The 19,974-nt window shown below is 42.6% G+C and carries 18 protein-coding genes; 17 read left to right on the top strand and 1 reads right to left on the bottom strand.

The annotated features are described in order from the left end of the window. Positions 1-4: 4 nt before the first annotated feature. From CVV21_06900 to CVV21_06820, 17 genes are all read left to right on the top strand, one after another. Positions 5-880, top strand: coding sequence for an acetyl-CoA carboxylase carboxyl transferase subunit beta (locus CVV21_06900; protein PKL91747.1), 876 nt, complete (start codon positions 5-7; stop codon positions 878-880). 16 nt (positions 881-896) lie between these two features. Next, positions 897-2,150: a hypothetical protein gene (locus tag CVV21_06895; protein ID PKL91746.1), complete on the top strand. Its 1,254-nt coding sequence runs from the start codon at positions 897-899 to the stop codon at positions 2,148-2,150. 86 nt (positions 2,151-2,236) lie between these two features. Then, positions 2,237-3,313, top strand: coding sequence for a hypothetical protein (locus CVV21_06890; protein PKL91745.1), 1,077 nt, complete (start codon positions 2,237-2,239; stop codon positions 3,311-3,313). Between the two features lie 106 nt (positions 3,314-3,419). Beyond that, positions 3,420-4,124 carry a serine O-acetyltransferase gene (cysE, locus tag CVV21_06885; protein ID PKL91744.1) on the top strand — a complete coding sequence of 235 codons (705 nt, stop codon included), beginning with the start codon at positions 3,420-3,422 and terminating at the stop codon, positions 4,122-4,124. Positions 4,125-4,537: 413 nt separating this feature from the next. Beyond that, positions 4,538-6,604: a DNA ligase (NAD(+)) LigA gene (locus CVV21_06880; GenBank protein PKL91743.1), complete on the top strand. Its 2,067-nt coding sequence runs from the start codon at positions 4,538-4,540 to the stop codon at positions 6,602-6,604. Beyond that, positions 6,601-8,130 (top strand): hypothetical protein, encoded by a 1,530-nt coding sequence (locus CVV21_06875; protein PKL91742.1) that lies wholly within the window; start codon positions 6,601-6,603, stop codon positions 8,128-8,130. Before CVV21_06880 ends, CVV21_06875 begins: the two co-directional genes overlap by 4 nt. Positions 8,131-8,235: 105 nt before the next feature. Then, positions 8,236-10,377 carry a glycoside hydrolase gene (locus CVV21_06870; protein PKL91741.1) on the top strand — a complete coding sequence of 714 codons (2,142 nt, stop codon included), beginning with the start codon at positions 8,236-8,238 and terminating at the stop codon, positions 10,375-10,377. A gap of 27 nt (positions 10,378-10,404) precedes the next feature. After that, on the top strand, positions 10,405-11,679 hold the full coding sequence (locus tag CVV21_06865; protein ID PKL91740.1) for a phosphoribosylamine--glycine ligase: 1,275 nt from the start codon (positions 10,405-10,407) through the stop codon (positions 11,677-11,679). 138 nt (positions 11,680-11,817) lie between these two features. Next, positions 11,818-12,336 carry a 5-(carboxyamino)imidazole ribonucleotide mutase gene (purE, locus tag CVV21_06860; protein ID PKL91739.1) on the top strand — a complete coding sequence of 173 codons (519 nt, stop codon included), beginning with the start codon at positions 11,818-11,820 and terminating at the stop codon, positions 12,334-12,336. Between the two features lie 183 nt (positions 12,337-12,519). Beyond that, positions 12,520-13,104 carry a threonylcarbamoyl-AMP synthase gene (locus tag CVV21_06855; protein ID PKL91738.1) on the top strand — a complete coding sequence of 195 codons (585 nt, stop codon included), beginning with the start codon at positions 12,520-12,522 and terminating at the stop codon, positions 13,102-13,104. 30 nt (positions 13,105-13,134) lie between these two features. Then, positions 13,135-13,365 (top strand): ferredoxin, encoded by a 231-nt coding sequence (locus CVV21_06850; protein PKL91737.1) that lies wholly within the window; start codon positions 13,135-13,137, stop codon positions 13,363-13,365. A 420-nt stretch (positions 13,366-13,785) separates the two neighbouring features. Beyond that, positions 13,786-14,448: a hypothetical protein gene (locus CVV21_06845; protein PKL91736.1), complete on the top strand. Its 663-nt coding sequence runs from the start codon at positions 13,786-13,788 to the stop codon at positions 14,446-14,448. Positions 14,449-14,551: 103 nt separating this feature from the next. After that, entirely contained in the window at positions 14,552-15,079 is a 528-nt protein-coding gene (locus CVV21_06840; GenBank protein PKL91735.1) for a hypothetical protein, read from the top strand. A 71-nt stretch (positions 15,080-15,150) separates the two neighbouring features. Then, positions 15,151-16,014, top strand: a complete 864-nt coding sequence (locus tag CVV21_06835) for a hypothetical protein (GenBank protein PKL91734.1) — start codon at positions 15,151-15,153, stop codon at positions 16,012-16,014. Further along, positions 16,011-16,979 (top strand): iron ABC transporter, encoded by a 969-nt coding sequence (locus CVV21_06830; protein ID PKL91733.1) that lies wholly within the window; start codon positions 16,011-16,013, stop codon positions 16,977-16,979. The genes CVV21_06835 and CVV21_06830 overlap by 4 nt, the downstream gene beginning before the upstream one ends. 1 nt (position 16,980) lies before the next feature. Next, positions 16,981-17,757, top strand: coding sequence for a hypothetical protein (locus CVV21_06825; GenBank protein ID PKL91732.1), 777 nt, complete (start codon positions 16,981-16,983; stop codon positions 17,755-17,757). 16 nt (positions 17,758-17,773) lie between these two features. After that, positions 17,774-19,756 carry a hypothetical protein gene (locus CVV21_06820; protein PKL91731.1) on the top strand — a complete coding sequence of 661 codons (1,983 nt, stop codon included), beginning with the start codon at positions 17,774-17,776 and terminating at the stop codon, positions 19,754-19,756. Here the strand turns inward: CVV21_06820 and CVV21_06815 are convergent. Continuing rightward, positions 19,746-19,925: a hypothetical protein gene (locus CVV21_06815; protein PKL91859.1), complete on the bottom strand. Its 180-nt coding sequence runs from the start codon at positions 19,923-19,925 to the stop codon at positions 19,746-19,748. The genes CVV21_06820 and CVV21_06815 overlap by 11 nt on opposite strands. Between the last annotated feature and the right edge of the window lie 49 nt (positions 19,926-19,974).

Below are 19,974 nucleotides of genomic sequence, written 5' to 3'. Positions count from 1 at the left end.
TAAAATGGCAGCATGGTTTCACAGGCCTAAATACACAATTATAAGGAACGTGGAGAAAAAAGAGACAAAGATACCGGAAGGCATGTGGGTAAAGTGCGACCGCTGCGATTCCATAGTGCTTAAAAAAGAACTCTCGGATAACTTAAGCGTATGCCCCAAATGCGGACAGCACAAAAGGGTAACCGCAAAAGAACGCGTGGAAATGCTTATTGACAGCGGTACTTTTAATATAATGTTTGAAGATGTTACGCCTGTGGATTACCTGTCGTTTCCGCAGTATAAAGATAAGCTTGAAAAATCAAAGAAAGCAACCGGGCTTACAGAATCGGTAATAACCGGAACGGGAAAGATGAACGATATGGATGTGGCGCTGGGAGTCACGGATTTCTCCTTTATGGGCGGTTCGTTAGGTTCTGTTATGGGAGAAAGGCTTACGTCGTTATGCGAGACAGCAATTGAAAAAAGGTTTCCGGTGATTATAGTGTCGGCTTCAGGCGGCGGTGCAAGGATGCATGAAGGTATTATATCGCTTATGCAGATGGCAAAGATATCCGCGGCGCTGTCAAGGCTGTCAGACGCCGGGCTTCCTTTTATATCTGTAATGACAGACCCCACAGGCGGCGGCGTCACCGCGTCTTTTGCCATGCTTGGGGATATAAACATAGCGGAGCCCGAAGCGCTTATAATGTTTGCCGGGCCCAGGGTAATAGAACAGACGATAAGGCAGAAACTGCCGGAAGGTTTCCAGCGTTCTGAATTCCTTCTGGAACACGGCATGATAGACATAATAACCGAAAGAAAAGACATGAAGAACACCATTCACATGGCGCTTTCAAAAATGACGGGCGCCGGAAGGTATAAAGGAAAAAAGGTTTCCTGAATAACCTTATAATAAAATGACAGATATTGACGGTTATATTTCATCGCTTAATGAATTTAAATTTGATTATTCGCTTGGCAGAATAAAAAATATTCTGGCATTACTGGATAATCCGCAGGACGCTTTTGGGGTAATTCACATAGCCGGCAGCAACGGCAAAGGCACAACTGCCGCGTTTATTGAAGCGATATTCAGGGCTTCGGAATATAAAACGGGCGTATACACATCGCCGCATATTAACAATTTCAGGGAAAGGGTTGCCGTAAACGGGAAATCCGCGCCTGAAGATATCTTATCAAAAAATGTAAATCTGCTGAAAAAAACCATTAAGAAAAACTCCACGTATCTTACTTATTTTGAATTTATGACTGTGCTGGCATTTCTTGTCTTCAGGGAGTGCGGGGTGGAAATAGCGGTTATTGAAGCCGGCCTTGGCGGAAGATATGACGCGACAAACGTCAATTACGCCGCAAAACTGCTCTCTGTAATAACATCTGTCTCGCTTGAACACACGCAGCTGCTGGGCAATACCTGTTTAAAGATTCTTAAAGAAAAAGAAGAGATTGTAAAAGGCGCCGGGCTGTTTAACCTTAAAGATAATAATTTAAGAAAGCATGTTAAGAAACGTTTTGGACAGATCGCTTTTTTCCCGGAGGATTATTTTAAAGTTGAAAATATAAGCCATAATATTTCAGGGATAAATGCAAAGCTGAAAGATGTTAAAAATAAACGGCCTATTATGATTAAACTGTTAATGCACGAAGATGTAATGGCGCAGAACGCGGCAATGGCACTTGCTGCGGCAGAAATAATAAGAAGTATGGATGTTAATGTTGATATGAAAAAGGCGGTTAAGGCGGTTGAAAGGGTAAGGGTTGCGGGCAGGCTGCAGAAGATATCAAAAGATACTTTTGTAAGCGTGGCACACAACCCGGAAGCGGTTGATGCCATGTTTAGCGCGCTTGCAAAAATGCTCGCCGGAAAAGTTACTTATATCTTTTCTGCGTTAAAGGATAAAGATATAAAGTCTGTCCTGCAGAGTGTTAAAAAATACAAAAATGTCCAGCTTGTCATAACTGCTATTAATAATGATAGGGCGGAAGATCCCTCTGTAATAAAAAAACTTGCTGATAAAGCAGGGTTAAAATCATATCTTGAACCGGACAATGATAAAGCATTTGCCCTTGCGCGTAAGATAAAAGGAAGGGGAGTGGTTGTAATAGGCGGGTCGTTTTATCTGGCAGGGAAGTTCATAAAAACGAAAATATAGTGTGGTAATGGTAAAATGAACTTGTTATAATATCCTTATTAACCGGGAGGGCGGTTAATAATTACAATAAGCAGGGAGGGTTATATATGAAAAAAATCATTAATTTTTGGGTGTTTTCTTTTATTGTCTTGTCTTTTATAGCTGTTTCGTGCACAAAACACGTTTCGCCGGCTGCTGTTGAAGAACCGGTAATCGAAGCGGCGACAGGGGTTCCGACTTCTAATATCACGCTTTCACCTGCTGCATCCGCGACCGCCACAAGCACGGGTTCTGTCACGGCGTCTTATACGGCGACTAATACACATACTTCCACGAACACATTATCCGCAACAGCCACTTATACGGCCACAAATACAACGGGAAGCGGTTATAGACTTAAAACTATGGATATATCCAATTCGGGTGTTATAGGGATGTCAATGACGTTTTCCTATGGGGCGGGCGGATTGACTCCTACGGCTGCATCTGTAACAGCGTATGACAGCGCGGGCTCGGTTTCGACCACGTCAAGCGTGGGGTTTGATTATATTGGAAATACTTCAAATATGTTAGTTTATGATGATTCGGGCATCTTGATACAAGAAATAGTTCCAACACTTTCAGGCGGTAAAGTTGTAAGGCAGGATGTTTATGACGGCGCGGGTAATCTTATGCAGTACACGACTTATCTGTATGATGCCGCGAATAATATTATAAGGACGGATATCTATAATGCTTCGGGTGTAATTCAGACGTCAGAGGTAAAGACTTATAATGCCGCCGGTTCTGTGCTTACAATTGAAAGCTATTCGGGGACAACGCTCTCTTCAAGGATGGTGAATACATATAATGCTTCCAACCTTATGACAAGGTCAGAAACATATATGGGCAGTACGTTGTATTCGTATACCATTATGGATTATAACGCGGCAGGTAAAATGACATTGGCCACAGCGTATGACAGTACGGATACTGTTACCGGCACTACAACTTATACCTATAATGCGGCAGGAAATCCGGCCGAGGTACATTCTGTTATGTCGTTTATGGGGATGTCCATGAATATGGATATATATTACACATATAACGCGCAGGATCTGCCAATAGAGATTAATGCAACCCAGTCGCTTTCCGGAATGCCAATGATGACGATGAGAACTGTTATGACATACGAAGCTTATTAAAAGTTAAACTGCCTAAAAACCACCGGCTTTTAAGCCGGTGGTTTTTTTTATTTAAAGGGTCCTTTCTTATGATATAATCACAATAAATACAACCCATATACGGAGGATTTATATGTTTCTTGTGGATGATATAAAGACAGTTTTTAGAAGAGACCCTGCCGCAAAGAATGTTTTTGAAGTGGTATTAATGTACCCCGGGCTTCACGCTATAATCTCCCACAGGATAGCCCATTTTCTACACAGTATAAAAATACCGTTTATCCCAAGGATGATATCCGCTTTTAACAGGTTTTTTACCGGGATAGAAATCCACCCGGGAGCAAAAATAGGAAAAAGGTTCTTTATTGACCACGGTATGGGTGTGGTAATAGGAGAGACCGCGATAATAGGCGATGACGTGCTTTTATATCAGGGAGTTACCCTTGGCGGCACCGGCAAAGAAAAAGGCAAAAGGCATCCCACAATTGGAAATGATGTTGTTGTGGGCACGGGAGCAAAAGTGCTGGGCAATATTAATATAGGCAATAATGTAAAGATAGGCGCAGGTTCTGTCGTAATTCATAACGTGCCGGACGGCTCCACCGTTGTCGGTGTTCCGGGAGTTGTAGCGCGTTCAGGCGGCGAAAAACCGGAATCTGACCTTATGCACGGCGACCTTCCTGATCCGATAAGAAAAGTAATTGAAGAGATGTATGAAGAAATAAGGGAACTTGAATCAAAGTGCCTCCGCTGCAACCAGGACGGGGGGTTCAGCAAAGAACACCCCGACAGGGAGAAGCAGATAAAGGAATTCTTTGAGGAGAATAAGTAATATATTTTGGGTTGCCGAGATAAAAAAATTCTCAGCTGAAATAAAAAGGATTTAAATCAAAGTGGCGGAGTAAATGTCCCAGTAAATGTCCCAGTAAATGTTCCAGTAAATGTCCCAGTAAATGGCGGAGTAAATGATCTTGAATCTGTATTTAAATATATAGAAAAAAACGAAGGACAGAGAGTGCCTATGATATCTTCGGCGCTTGGGGTTTCCGTTGATACGCTTGAAAAGCGATTGAGGAAGTTAAAAAAGCAAAAAATGATAGTTTTTATAGGAAGCCCAAAGACGGGCGGTTATTACATTGTTAAGACTGCGGGTAAAAAATGAAAACGAAATATATTAGTGGTTATGAGGCGGTTGTGATAACTATTATTTGTATGAAGAAATGATAAGGATGGAATGGAAAAAACATGACAGATAAAAAACGGGCGGAAGAGTTAAAAAAACAGCTTGAATACCATAATCACAGGTATTACATAGACGCGCAGCCGGAGATATCTGATGCGGCATATGACAGGCTTATGAAAGAATTAATTGACCTTGAAGAAGCAAATCCGGAGCTGAAAACAAAAGATTCCCCCACACAGCGCGTCGGCGGGGCGCCTATTGACGGGTTTAAAACCGTTGCCCACAAGTCACCCATGCTTTCTCTTGATAACACATACAATCCCGAAGACCTGCGTGAATTTGACGAACGCGTAAAAAAGATAACCGAGAAGTACACCTATACCGTTGAATTAAAGATTGACGGTGTGGCAATTGCGCTTATTTATAAGAATGGTTATTTTGAAGCCGGCATTACGCGCGGCGACGGAGAGCGCGGGGATGATGTGACGGCAAACGTGAGGACAATAATAAGTTTGCCGTTGAAAATTGATAATCGAAAATTGGAAAATATTGAAGTCAGAGGCGAGGTTTATCTTTCCAAAAAACAGTTTGAAAAGATAAATAAAGAACGCGAGGCGCAGGGCGAAGCGTTATTTGCCAATCCGCGTAATTCATGTGCCGGCACATTAAAACAGCTGGATCCCAAAGCGGTAGCCAGGCGTAAACTGGCGGTATTTACGTATTATCTGGCAGATGCTGCCAAATATGGAATAAAGACACAGTGGGAAGCGCTGGAAAAATTAAAAGGTGCCGGTTTTCCGGTTAATGAAAATGTCACCCTCTGCAAAAATATTGATGAAGTGATAGAAACCTGCGCGAAATGGGAAAAACGCCGCAACGAACTTCCTTATGAAATTGACGGCATGGTAATAAAAGTAAACGAGTTTGACAAGCAGGCAATACTGGGCATGACCCAAAAAAGCCCGCGTTGGGCAATATCATATAAATTCAGGGCAGAGCAGTCAATGACCAAGCTTAAGTCAATTACTGTTCAGGTGGGCAGAACAGGTGCGCTTACTCCTGTGGCGGAATTAGAACCGGTACAGCTTGCAGGCACAACTGTAAAACGCGCGACACTGCATAACGAAGAAGAAGTGGAACGCAAGGATATACGCGAAGGGGATTTTGTAATAGTTGAAAAGGCCGGTGAAATAATCCCGGAAGTTGTTAATGTGGTAATTAAACAAAGGCCTGCAGGTTTGAAAAAATTTAAAATGCCTGACAAGTGCCCTGTATGCAATGAAGCGGTTGTTAAGTATGAAGATGAAGCTGTGCGCCGCTGCATCAATATTAAATGCCCGGCAATACTTGAAGGCAGCGTAATTCATTTTGCATCCCGTGACGGTATGAACATAGACGGCATGGGCCCTGCAATCATTCAGCAGCTTTTAAAAGTAAAGATGATTTCCGACTATGCTGACCTTTATAAATTAACCATATTTGACCTTGCAAGCCTGGAACGCATGGGCCAAAAGTCGGCTGAAAACGCGGTTAAGGCAATTGAAGCGTCTAAGGGCAGGGAACTGGACAGGCTTATATACTCGCTTGGTATCCGCAACGTGGGAACCCGCACTGCGGAAATATTATCTGATAATTATGACACGCTGGATAAACTATCCGGCGCTTCTGCCGATGAATTGTCGCAGATACATGAAATAGGGCCTGTTGTCGCAGGCTGTATAGCTGATTTTTTTAAGCGCAGGGAGACTAAGGAAGTGATTAAGAAACTTGAAAAAGCCGGCGTTAACACTACACGCCTTAAAGAGCGTATCACGGATAATGTTTTAAATGGCGCGGTATTTGTGTTTACTGGGGAACTTGTAAAATATTCCCGCACAGAAGCGGGTAATATAGTGAAATCACTTGGCGGCAGGGTCAGTTCTTCGGTAAGCAAAGATACAAATTACCTGGTGGCGGGCCCGCAGGCAGGGTCTAAACTTGATAAGGCAAAAAAGCTTGGGGTTAAGGTTGTTGATGAAATGGAATTTCTTGAAATGATAAAACAGGATAAGAAGAATGCGGTAAAATCAGTTAAACCCAAAACCGCAAAAAATAAAAGTAAGGATAAAACACAGGGAGAGTTATTTTGAAGCTTAACCTGAACGCGGAAATTAAACTGCCCGATATAAAATTCAATGAACCTGTTTTTTTAATATTACTCACATTGTTGGCCTCTTTTATGCTTTTTTCCAATCTTGGCAACCGGTACATGTGGCAGGATGAAGCGCAGACAGTTTTAATCGCGCAGACTGTAGTGGAAAAAGGGCTGCCTTACGGTACGGACGGGAAAAACTTCTATTCGCAGTCTGACGGGGTGGAATATGGGGACAATTACCTTTGGAAATGGCATCCGTGGATGCAGTTCTATGTTACGGCGCCGTTTATTAAAATATTTGGATTCAGTAATTTTACGGCAAGGCTTCCGTTTGCTCTCTTCGCGTTGGCTTCAGTATTGCTTTCTTATTTTCTGGCAAAAGAGCTTTTTAACAGTAATAGAAAAGCGGCATTAGCCTCGTTTATACTTGCGTTATATGTCCCGTTTCTGATAATGGGCAGAATGTCCCGCTATTACTCGCCGGAGATGTTTTTCTGCCTGCTGGCGCTCTTTGCCTACGCCCGTTATCTTGAAGGCAAAAAAATGTCATTAATTCTTTATTTTATTTCTTTGACCTGTATTTTTCATACTTTATACGTATACTTTTTTGTGGTTATCGCAGTATGCCTGTCGCATGTTTCTTTCTTTGATAAAAAAAAGGCGATGATGCTTTATATAACGTCCATAGCGGCAATGATTCTGAATATACCGTTTCTTTTAACCATATACAGCTTAAACATAGGCGGGGCACATCCCGGTCTTTTAAAACTGCCGCATATAATAGAATCGGCGCGAATGTATTCCGCGTATATTGACGGCGAGCTTCTGCCGTGGTGGCTTCTGGCTCTTGTTGTCATTTATTTTTTTATTCGTAAAAAGGTAAAAAACGGACTGGGTACTGAAGGTAAAAAATACTTAAGCGGCTTAATTCTGCTTATAACCTTTGTGTTTTTCAGTATTTTATTTATGTCTGTGGCGGGGCACACCCCGTTTTACAGGAATCTTGCGGCAGCGGTACCGGTTATGGCAATAATAGCGGCTTTAATTCTGGCGCCGGCATTTCACATAAAGTTTTATATAGGCGTTTTTTTGACCCTTATTTTTTTAGGGACGGGAAGCCTGCCTAAGTATTTTTATGAAATTACCCATGATTATGACGGCCCGGTTGAAGGCATGGTAAAGTACTTAAATGAAAACGGCAGCGAAGATGATACTGTCCTTATAACTTATGGCGACCTTCCGCTTAAACTTTATACAAAGATGTCTGTAAAAGGCGGACTGACAGGGGAGATTCTGCCGGATAAAGCAGACTGGGTGATTATAAGAAAACATGTAATGGAAGAGAAGGATAAAAAGACAGCGGAATATATACGGCAGAAGATGGACAGGAATAAGTATCAGATGATAACCATTGATTATCCGGATAATTACGATGAGAATTCCGAATTCCCGTCGCGCCACCTGTTCTGGACTGATAAAGAGGAAGACAGGGTGGTAATTTATAAAAAAATAAGCCCATAAAAACAAATGAAAACTATCACTGAATATCGCTTGGGATAATAATTGTCTTTATATTATATATATATTATAATTAACAGGTTCTTAAAATGCTTGGAGGTAATAAGCTTGAAACAGCCGCTTTTTCTTACATTTTTATGGCACATGCACCAGCCATATTATAAAAACGTTGAAACCGACAAGTTTATACTGCCGTGGGTCAGAATGCACGGGGTCAAGGATTATTACGACATGGTTTCCATACTTGATAAGTATCCTAAAATAAGGCAGAATTTTAACCTTGTGCCTTCGCTGATACTGCAGATAGAGGAATACATAGGCGGGACAACCGATATATTTATGGACATGACCAGAAAAAAACCTTCTGAATTAAACGACGACGAAAGGATATTCATACTGTTTAATTTTTTTATGGCCAACTGGGATACAATGATATTTCCTTATCCGCGGTATAAGTACCTGCTAAAAAAAAGGGGTGAAAATTCCCACCCTGATGAGCTTAAAAAAACCCATAAAAACTTTACGGAACAGGAAATGCGCGATGTTCAGACGTGGTTTAACCTGACCTGGATTGACCCTGTTTTTATGGAAATTTTTCCGGAGCTTAACGTGATTAAACAGAAGGGCGAGAATTTTACGGAAGAAGAAAAGAATCACGTCCTTGACAGGCATATAGATATCTTAAAATTGATAATACCAAAATACGCGCAGGCGTGGAATGAAAACAGGATAGAAGTTTCCACGACGCCTTTTTACCATCCCATTCTTCCTTTGGTCTATGATGTGAAAACGGCAAAAACCTGCATGGAAGGGCTTCCGCTGGATTTTGAATTCTCGCATCCGGAAGACGCAGACGCGCAGATAAAAAAAGGGCTTGAATACATCGGCGAAAAATTCGGCAGACGTCCTGTAGGAATGTGGCCGTCTGAAGGTTCTGTAAGCAAAGATGTCCTTAACCTTCTGGCAAAAAACGGAATTAAATGGGGCGCCACCGATCAGGAAATTCTTTACAAATCTCGATGGATTTCCGGAGAGGATTTCAAACAGGAAACGATATACAAACCGCATTATTTTAATACTGACAGCGGCCGTGTGGATATGGTTTTCAGAAGTTTAAAACTTTCCGATCTTATAGGTTTTTCATACGCGTTGTGGAATCCGCAGGAAGCCGCGGATCACTTTATAAATGAACTGAAGAAAATTAAAGAATCGCTTCCGGAGGAACCCAACTGCATCAATATAATTCTGGACGGAGAAAACTGCTGGGAATATTACAATAACGACGGAAAAGACTTTTTAAACGCGCTGTATACAAAACTCTCCGAAACCGAAGACATAATCACTTCAACCATTGGCGATATGATAGCGGGATGGAAAGACGCGCCCGAAATAAAAAAATTATGGCCGGGTTCCTGGATAAACCATGATTTTCATATCTGGATTGGCCACGAAGATGACAGAAAGTCATGGAAGCTTTTAAAGCGGTCAAGGGAAGCGCTTGTAAACTGGGAAAAAGAACATCCCGGGGAAAGCGATAAATTAAAAAGGGCGTGGGAAGCGCTTTACATAGCAGAAGGAAGCGACTGGAACTGGTGGTACGGAGACGACCATTCTTCCAAAAATGACTCCGAATTTGATAATCTTTACAGGCTTCACCTGATGAATATATATAACATTACCGGCATGGTAATACCGGATGAACTGTTTGTCCCGATATCAAAAGTGGACGCGGCTTTTCACGTTACGCCTACAAGGTTTATTTATCCCGAAATCAACGGCAGGGTATCTCACTTTTTTGAATGGAAAGGCGCGGGGTATTTTGACCTTTCAAAAGAAGGCGGCGCCATGCATAAAATTGAGAAGTTTATTAAACGGCTCTCTTACGGCTTTAATAACGATGAACTTTATCTGCGCATGGACGCCGATGAAGGAATAAAAAAAGACAGCGGGCTTGAAATAGACGTAAAATTTACTGAAGGCGAGAATTCCTCGCGGATTAAATTTAACACCCGCGGCCGCGTGTTTGAATCCATAAATGTGGAAAGCGAAGGCGTAAGGTGCGCGGCTGACGGAATTTTTGAAGCTGCTGTACCTTACAAAAATTTCAGGGGGATAAAATACCCGGGTGAAATAAAGTTTACAGCTGTGATTTATAAGGATGGCGCGGAACTTGAACGCATACCTGAAAAGGGTTCTGCCATAATACACGTTCCTGACAGGCAGTTTGAAATGTATAACTGGAAGGTATAATTCAGATATGATAATTTGGAGGAAAAAATGAAAGTACTTGTAATAGGAAGCGGCGGCAGGGAACACGCCATTTGCACCAGTATTTCCAAAAGCAAAAAGGTTACAAAAATATTCTGCGCGCCGGGCAACGCGGGCACCGCAAGGGTGGCGCAGAATGTGGATATTTTGTCGGATGATTTAAACGGGCTCATGAACTTTGCCATAGATAACGCGGTTGACTTAACCGTAGTGGGGCCGGAAGCCCCTTTGGTGGCGGGGATTGTTGACCTGTTCACGGAAAATGAACTTAAGATTTTTGGGCCGTGTGAAGACGCGGCGCAGATGGAAGGAAGCAAAATATTCACCAAAAACCTGCTTAAAAAAAATAATATACCCACAGCGGAATTTGGCGAGTTTGATTCAGTGGAACCCGCCCTTAAATACATAGATAATAATAAAAAATATCCGTTAGTGATAAAAGCTGACGGCCTTGCGGCGGGTAAAGGCGTACTGATATGCAAAAATGAACAGGAAGCAATAGCCGCGGTAAATGACATAATGGTAAAAAAAGAATTTGGTGAAGCGGGTTCGCGGCTGGTAGTTGAAGAATTTCTTGAAGGCGAAGAGGCCAGCATACTGGCGTTTACTGACGGGCAGACCATAATACCGCTTCCGCCGTCGCAGGACCACAAGAGAATTTTTGACAACGACGAAGGGCCAAATACCGGCGGTATGGGGGCTTACGCGCCCACTCCGCTTATAAAACCGGACATGCTTGAAAAGATTGAAAGGGAAATTCTTGCCGCTACGGTGAACGGGCTTAAGCGCGAAGGCATTACGTACAAAGGCATCCTGTACGCCGGGCTTATGATAACAAAAGACGGCCCAAAAGTGCTGGAGTACAATGTGCGTTTTGGCGACCCTGAAACCCAGGTGGTGCTGCCGCTTGTAAAGAGCGATATTGTGGACGTTTTCCTGGCGTGCGTGGAAGGCAAGTTAAATGAGATAGAGCTTGAAATTCATAATGAAGCTGCAATATGCGTGGTAATGGCCGCTAAAGGTTATCCGGGCATATATGAAAAAGGCAAAGAGATTAAAGGGCTGGATTCTTTTGACGGCCGTAATGATATGGCAATTTATCACGCCGGTACAAAGCAGGACGGTAATAAAACAGTGACAAGCGGGGGCAGGGTGCTTGCCGTAACCGCGATGGATACAAGTATCAATGGCGCGATTAAAAAGGTTTATGATGAAATTGGAAAAGTAAATTTTGAAGGCGCGCAGTTCAGGCGGGATATAGGGAAAAGAGCGGGGAAGTACTAAAGACTAAAGAACTTAAGCAATTAAGCAAAAAGCAGATAAGCAGAAGCGAACGCCTCTATGTTTACGATTTTCGCTATAGCTTAATTGCTTACGGCGCTAAGGCGCTATATTTTGTTAAAGAAATCAGGAGGTAATGATATGAAAGTGGCTATAGTAATGGGAAGTGACAGTGATTTAACAACAATGAATGAAACGGTTGATACTTTAGAACAGTTTGGCATAGAATCGTTTGTAAGCATAACTTCCGCGCACAGGACGCCGGCAAAGGTAAAAGCGTTTTTGGCGGAAGCGGATAAGAAGGGGTGCGAAGTAATAATTGCTGCGGCAGGTCTTGCAGCGCATCTTGGCGGTGTAATGGCGGCAGAGACTATAAAACCTGTAATAACCGTACCTATGGCGGGCGGTTCGTTAAACGGGCTTGACGCTTTATATTCAATGGTGCAGATGCCGCAGGGTGTTCCTGTGGGATGCATGGCAATAGGAAAAGCGGGCGCGGTTAATGCGGGTGTGTTTGCAGCGCAGATACTTGCGGTTAAATACCCGGAGTTGAAGAAGAAACTGGCCGATTACAAAAAGAAACTTGCTAAATCTGTTGAAGAAAAAGATGAAAAACTTCAGAAGTCTGGGATTAAAGGATATTTGAAGGGTAAAAAGTAAATCTGCAGGCATGGCGTATATATAAAATAAAAATAGACGGGTAAAAAAAGTTTATATTTAGATTGTCAGAAAACTGTTTTGCGGGACGCTCAGTAGCACGTCCCCTGCGAAAACAGATGTTTTTGTAGGGACAGCGCTCCTGCGCTGTCCGGAAGTTAATATAACAATCAATCCGGAGAATAAGTGAAAATAGTAAAGGTAATAAAAGGTTCTTTGTCCGATAAACAGCTTCAACAGGTAATAAATGTTTTTAAAGAAGGCGGAATTGCGGTTATCCCCACGGATACAGTTTATGGGGTTTTTTGTTCTGCGGAAAATAAGAAAGCCGTAAAAAAAATATATGATTTAAAAGGGCGGGACTTTTCAAAGCCCCTTCAGGTATTTGTCTCTTCGCTGAAACAGATGCGTGAACTTGCCGGCATTGGCAATAGTCAAAAACGTTTTCTTAAAGAAAAACTTCCAGGCCCTTATACGCTTATATTTAAAGCAAAACCCGAAGGTGTAAAAAAAATGGATTTTATTGATAAAACAATAGGGATAAGGCTTGTTGAATTGGATATAATAAACACAATAATAAATGGTTTAAATGGCCCGCTTGCGGCCACTTCTGCCAATTTTTCCGGCGCGGCAACTCCGGATAAATTCAGGGACATCGATAAAGAATTTTTAAAAAATGTTGATATTTGTATTCAATTTGATAAGATAGTCAGAGGAAAAGCGTCAACTGTCATAGATATGACAGACGGTAAAAAAATAATAAGGCATTAACATATTTTAAATTTCAAGGAGGAAGAAGAAATGGCAAACAAAGCAGCAAAGAACGCGGACAACGTCGCGGGCAAGTATTACGTTGATGATCAGTGCACATCCTGCGGGATATGCGAAGGAATGGCTCCGGATAATTTCAAATTAAAAGATGACGGCTCATATGCATTTGTAAGCGCCCAGCCGACAGCTGACCAGGAAGCGGCATGCAAAGAAGCAATGGATTCCTGCCCGTCATCGGCAATTGGCGACGACGGAAACTAATTTTTAATTTTAAAGTATCCAAAGCCCCGGAGAAATCCGGGGCTTTTTTATTTGTAGAGGAAGTTATGTTTTGTTCTTAATTGTAGAGGCGCAATATATTACGCCTCTGTTTTGTTTTTGTAGGGGACGTGCTCCTGCGCATCCCGTGATTATAGTTTTGACATAGGTAGACGAGGGTCTTCAGCCCGCGGCAGTTGATTTAGAATTTGACCAAGCATCTAATCCTCCAAGCGTCCAAGCATCTAAAAAAGCCCGGGTTGACACCGGCGTTTATATGTGATAACTTTTATACACAAGACGTTTTAGCAGAGGAAGTCCCCGTTAGATTCGGGGCGCTGTCGCGCAACGGTAAAGCCCAAAAGGCGAGCCCGGTCCACTGCCATAACGGGAAGTACTTTCGCGCAAAAGGAAGAAGATATTATGAAATTTCACCCGGCGCGATGCCGGGTTTTTTTATTTTATACGGAGAAAATTATGAATATATACCTTGTAAGGCACGGCGAGACCGACTGGAACAGGCGGCTTTTATTTCAGGGACATACAGATATACCGCTTAACAAAAAAGGGCTGTCACAGGCAAAGCGCATAGGAAAAGAATTCTGCGGTAAAAAGATAGACGCTATTATTTCAAGTGACCTTATGCGTGCCGTTCAGACAGCAGAACAGATAAAATCCGTGTTGGGATTCAAAGGCAGGATTCAGAAAGACAGGCTATTCCGTGAACGCAATTATGGGCAGCTGGAAGGAAAAAAATATGAATCCGGTTTAAGGGATGAAGATTACGGTGTGGAAATTGACTACAGTTTCTTTAAAAGGATAAAAAAGGGATTTTTAAAGGTAATTAAGGAAAACAAAGCAGAGGCTAATATCATAATTGTATGTCATGGCGGTGTGGTAAGAGGGATACTTGCGCTTGTTCTGGAACTGAAAAATTATAAAAGGTTAAGGATGTATAACGCGTCAATTTCCGAGGTTCATCTTAATGAGAAAAGAAACGCCTATTTTGTAACTCTTTTTAACAGCATCTCTCATTTATCAAAACAGGACAGGGAAGAAATAAGGGAGCATTTGAAGGGAATTTAGTTAAAGACAGGTGACAAGTAACAAGTAACAAGTTGCAGTTGACAGGTGGCAGGTTATCAGCTGTAACTTGTCAGCTGATAGCTGTTACTTGATAGGAGGGTATATGAAAAAGGGGTTGGTTCAGATTTATACAGGGGATGGGAAGGGCAAGACCACGGCAGCTGTTGGCGCGGCAGTCAGGGCATGCGGTTGTGGGTTAAAGGTTTTATTCTGCCAGTTTCTAAAGAATGGGAAACTGGAGTCCGGTGAAGAAAAAATGTTGAAGGGTATGAATAATGTTAAGTACATGAAGTTTGATGAAATGTCCCCGTTTTTTGAAAAAAATATTGATATGGAAGCCCTTGAAGAAAGGGTAGCGGAGGATTTAGAACTTACTTTTAAAGAGATAAATTCAGGAAAGTATCAGCTGGCGGTGCTTGATGAGGCTGTTCATCTGATTAATCTTAAACTGATAAAGCAGGAAGAACTGATCCGTTTAATTAACCAAAGGCCGGCAGGTACTGAAATTATTTTAACGGGCAGGGGTGCCGGAAAGATATTAAAAAACGCGGCAGACCTTGTGACTGAAATGAAAGAGGTAAAGCACCCGTTTAAAGCCGGATTAAAGGCAAGAAAGGGCATAGAGTACTGATTTATATTGCCGGTTATTTTTATTGTAGGGAACGTGTTCCTAAAGAGTAAAGAAAATAATAAGGAGATTTGGTGAAGAAAATAAGTGTTCTGATAATATGCCTGCTGGCGGCTCCGGTTTTAATTTTTTCAATGTCAATAACCGATGATGTCGGAAGGACAGTGGAAGTTAAAGGGCCGGTAAATAAAATAGTATGTATATCTCCCGCGCATACAGAGATGATTTATTACCTTGGGCTTGAAAGTAAACTTGCGGCAGTATCAAAGAACTGCGACTACCCGGCGCAGGCAAAGCTGCTTCCTAAAGCCGGTGATTTCATGAATCCGGATGAAGAACAGATAATAAAACTTGGCCCGCAGGCTGTGATCTCCGGCGGCGGTGTGCAGAAGAGCGCCATTTACAAGCTTGAATCAATGGGCGTGGCTGTAATTGTCCTTTATCCCAGAGAATTATCTGAAATTGCATCTGATATGAGAAAACTAAATATGCTTTTAGGCGGCGGCAGGAAAGCGGAAAAAAGAATAGCTGAGTTTGAAAAGAAACTTAAAAAAGCGGTATCGTTAAAGCGCGATAAAATAAAAGTATACGCAGAAATATGGGGCGAGCCGCTTATGGCTGTATCGGAAAATTCTTTTACCGGAAAACTTATAAATGCCGCCGGCGGACAAAATGTGGTGGCATCTGACAATGGCGAGTATCCGAAAATATCAAAAGAAGAGATAATAAAAGCAAACCCTGAAAAAATACTGCTTTTCTACAATCCGGAAAAAAATTACTTAAAAAGGCCGTACTTTTTGGCGACCAAAGCCGGAAAAAATAAGACGATAACGGCTGTCACGGGGGAGACGCTTGACCGGATAATGAGGCCGGGGCCCAGAGTTGTGGAAGCCATAGAAGAACTTAAAATACTACTGCAAGAGGACGCACTAAAATGAAAAAAGGAATTATAATTTCTATAACAATGCTTGGCGTGCTTATTATCGCTGCCGGCGTGTCATTATGTATCGGCTCGGCAGAGATATCACCGTCAGCGGTATTATCCATACTGGCAGGCGGTAATCAGGGGACTCCCGATTACATGATAATAACCGGTTTAAGGCTGCCCAGAATTATTCTTGCAATTATCGTAGGCGCTATGCTTGGCATAAGCGGGGCGGCGCTGCAGTCGCTTTTCAGAAATTCTCTTGTGGACCCGTTTATTACAGGTATCTCTTCCGGCGCCGCATTGGGCGCTTCAATTGGCATAATATCAGGTTTTACTTTTATAATCGCGCCGGCGTTTGCGGGCGCCATGCTTGCTGTGTTTTTTGTTTACACAGTTTCCATCAAAGACGGCAGAGTAAATTCATCACGCCTTCTGTTAACCGGTGTAATGACAGGGACAATGCTGTCTTCGGCTGTTATGCTTTTAAGCGCGGTAAACAGCCGTGACATAGTAAAGGTTATTTACTGGCTTATGGGCGACCTTTCAGGAAGTAATTATCAGCAGATAAAGGGTGCGGCAATAATACTTTTAGCAGCCCTTGCTGCCGGAATGTTTTTTGCCAATGACCTTAACATAATGTCCGCGGGAGAAGAGACCGCTTCCACCCTTGGCGTTAATCCGGAATTTTTAAAACTTTTTTATTTTATTCTGGCAAGCATTATAACCGCTGCCGCGGTTTCTTTAAGCGGGGTAATTGGGTTTATAGGCCTTGTGGTGCCGCACGCTGTCAGAAAGTTTACAGGCCCGGATTTAAGGTTTCTTCTGCCGGCTTCCGCGGTTTTTGGCGCACTGTTTCTGCTTGTGTGCGATACCCTTGCAAGGACGATTTTTCTTCCGGGCGAGCTTCCGGTGGGAGTTATAACAGGGCTTATTGGCGCGCCTATATTTATAATCCTGGCAAAAAGGGTGAAATAGTATGAATGGTATAAAACTTTCATCCGTAATCTTTAAATATGGCCGTGACTTTACACTTGATATTGCGTCCCTTGAAATACCAATAGGCGCTCTGACTGTCATAGCGGGCAGAAACGGCGCGGGCAAAACCACGCTTTTAAAACTTATTGCCGGAATAGCCGGCAGGCATGAAGGTATTATTACTGTTGATGGCAGGGAAATGAAAAAAATATCAAATACTGAAAAGGGCAGAATATTTTCTTACGTCCCGCAGTCTGAAGAACAGGAATTTGCCTACACGGTTAAGGAAATAGCATCAATGGGAAGGCGGCCGCACGGAAGCGCGCTTGGGATTTTAAATCCGGAAGATATAAAAGCGGTGGAAAAAGCGCTGGAATCAGCTGACATGGCGGATAAAAGCAGCCGTGAATTCAGGACGCTTTCAGGCGGGGAAAAGAGGCTTGCGCTTTTGGCGCGCGCCGCGGCACAGGATGCCGGGGCAATGCTTCTGGACGAGCCGTCTGCTTTTCTTGATATAGGGCATCAGGCAAAGGTTTATGAAATAATCCGCGGGTACAGGGACAAAGGCAGAACCGTTATAATGGTTACGCATGACATCAATGCGGTTTTTGAAACTGCGGACAACGTAATACTGATGAACGGCGGCAAGGTTATGGCTGCAGGTGCGCCTGAAGTTGTGCTGTCTGAAAATAACATTAAAGAAGCTTATGGCTTTAATGGGTTCGGGTTATCCCGGAATCAGATAACAGGAAAAAATAATATTTTTTTAAAAATATAAATTTTATGGAGGAAAGATGAAAAGATTATTATTTGTTTTTTTAGCGGTTATTGTTTTTTCGGCAGCGGCAATTGGTTTTACCAACGATTACAACAGCATTCAGTCTATTTATGAATCGCAGGGCGGAAACGCAGCCGGCGATAATGCAATCCAGCAGGTGCCTCCGCCGCAGCCGGGCAAGAATACCGGTTTGTATGATTTTAAACCCAAGGCTGCGGCAACACCGGCGGCGGATAATTCGCTTGGCGAAATTGTGGTGACTGCAAGAAAAATGGCCGAATACGAAGGCCTTGTCACCAGAAGTATAAATATTATAACTGAAGAAAAAATAAAAGCCGCGGCTTACCTTAAACTGGAAGAAGCCCTGTCGGAAATTCCGGGGTTGTCGGTTTTAAAATACGGACCTTATGAAGGTTTATCTTCTCTTAATATGCGCGGAGCTTCTTCCAAACAGTCGCTGGTGCTTTATGAAGGGATTCCGCTTAATGATATTTTTACCGGCGGCGTGGACTTGAACATGGTGGAAATGTCCGGGGTAGGCAGAATAGAAGTGATAAAAGGCGGAATGTCGTCCATATACGGCGCTGACGCGGCAGCCGGCGTTGTAAACCTGCTTAAAGAAAAAAAGAAAATGACAATTGCAGATCTGTCAGTTTCTTATGGTTCTGATGATTTTCAGAAGTATTCGCTGTCTTCGGATTATAAGATAGCAGGGGTTAAGTATTCGATAACAGGCAATGAAGAAAAAAGCAGCGGTTATATGGAAAATTCCGGTTTTTTAAAGCGTTCGGCGGGGGCAAGGCTTTCTTTTTCAGGCGACGCGATAGATTCAAAAATATCAGGTTATTATATGAAGCGTGAAGAAGGCATACCTTTTAATCAGTTTGGGCCGTCGCCTTTGGCAAAACAGTTTGATGAAATATTCGCGCTGGGCGCGGAAGAGACATTAAAGTTTAACGAAACAAAGGTTGTGGTAAGCGGTTATTACAGAGGCGGCGACCTTGCATTTAAAAATCCCGATATCTTTGTGAATGACAGGCATATTAAAAACGAAGGAAAGGTAAGTGTAATGTCTTCGTATACGGCAGGCCCTGTAAATGTATACGGCGGGTATGAGTTTTCAAATAAAAGCGCCAAAAGTTTAAAGACCGGAAATAAATCAACAGGCAATCATGCGGTGATTACAAATGCAACCGCTTACCTTTTTGAAAAACTTGTTTTAACAGCCGCGGTAAGGGAAGATGTGCATTCGGTTTATGGCATGGTTACAAGTTTCAGCGGCGGCGCAAGATACGCGCTGGCGGAAAGCACAGACGTTTTTGCCTCTGTATCACAGGCATTTTCTGAACCCACGTTTGGTGATTTATTCTGGGATGAAACGCTGGATTTTTACGGTGTTTATACCAGCACGACAAAGGGAAATCAGGCGCTTAAGCCGGAAAAAGCAATGTCATACGAGGCGGGAATAACAAAAAAAGACGGAAATATGTCTGAAAAAATAGTGCTTTACCGCCGTGATGTGACGGATATGATAAGGTGGGTTACAGAAACGGATGGGTATATGACATATGATGTATCATCTCCGGTAAACCTGGACCGCGCCGTTATACTTGGAGCGGAATTAGAAGCGGAATTCACGCTTTTTGATTTTGTAACCATAACAGGCGCATATTCATATCTTGACGCAAGGGACGCTATTACAGGCAAAAAACTTTCATACAGCCCGGAAGACAGCGTTTATGCAAAGGCGGAATTCAAACTGCCTTTTAATACAAAACTCTCCGCCGGCGTAAGGTATATTGATTCAAGGCTGGATAATGCGGGGGAATACATGAAAGAATACTATATTTACGACCTGTCCGCAAGGCACATAATAAGTGAAAACGCGTCAATATTCGCAAACGTGGATAATGTGCTGGATAACAGGGAATATCAGGTGGTAAATAAGCACCCCATGCGCGGCAGAACCATTAACGCGGGAGTGAATGTCACATTTTAGGGTAGGTAGTTGCAAGTAACAAGTTGCAAGTAACAAGTTGCAAGTAACAAGTTGTAAGCTGTAAGTTGTAAGCTGTAAGTTGTAATCTGTAAGTTGTAAGCTGTAAGTTGTAAGCTGTAAGTTGTAAGTTGTAAGCTGTCTTTATTTGTGGTTGCCAATACCCCCTTATTTTGTTATAATTTTTCTGATTTCAACGGTAAAACACTTAATTAAAAAAT

The sequence above is a fragment of the Candidatus Goldiibacteriota bacterium HGW-Goldbacteria-1 genome, assembly GCA_002839855.1.
Classification (GTDB): domain Bacteria; phylum Oederibacteriota; class PGYV01; order PGYV01; family PGYV01; genus PGYV01.
This window is presented reverse-complemented; position numbering and strand designations above follow the sequence as displayed.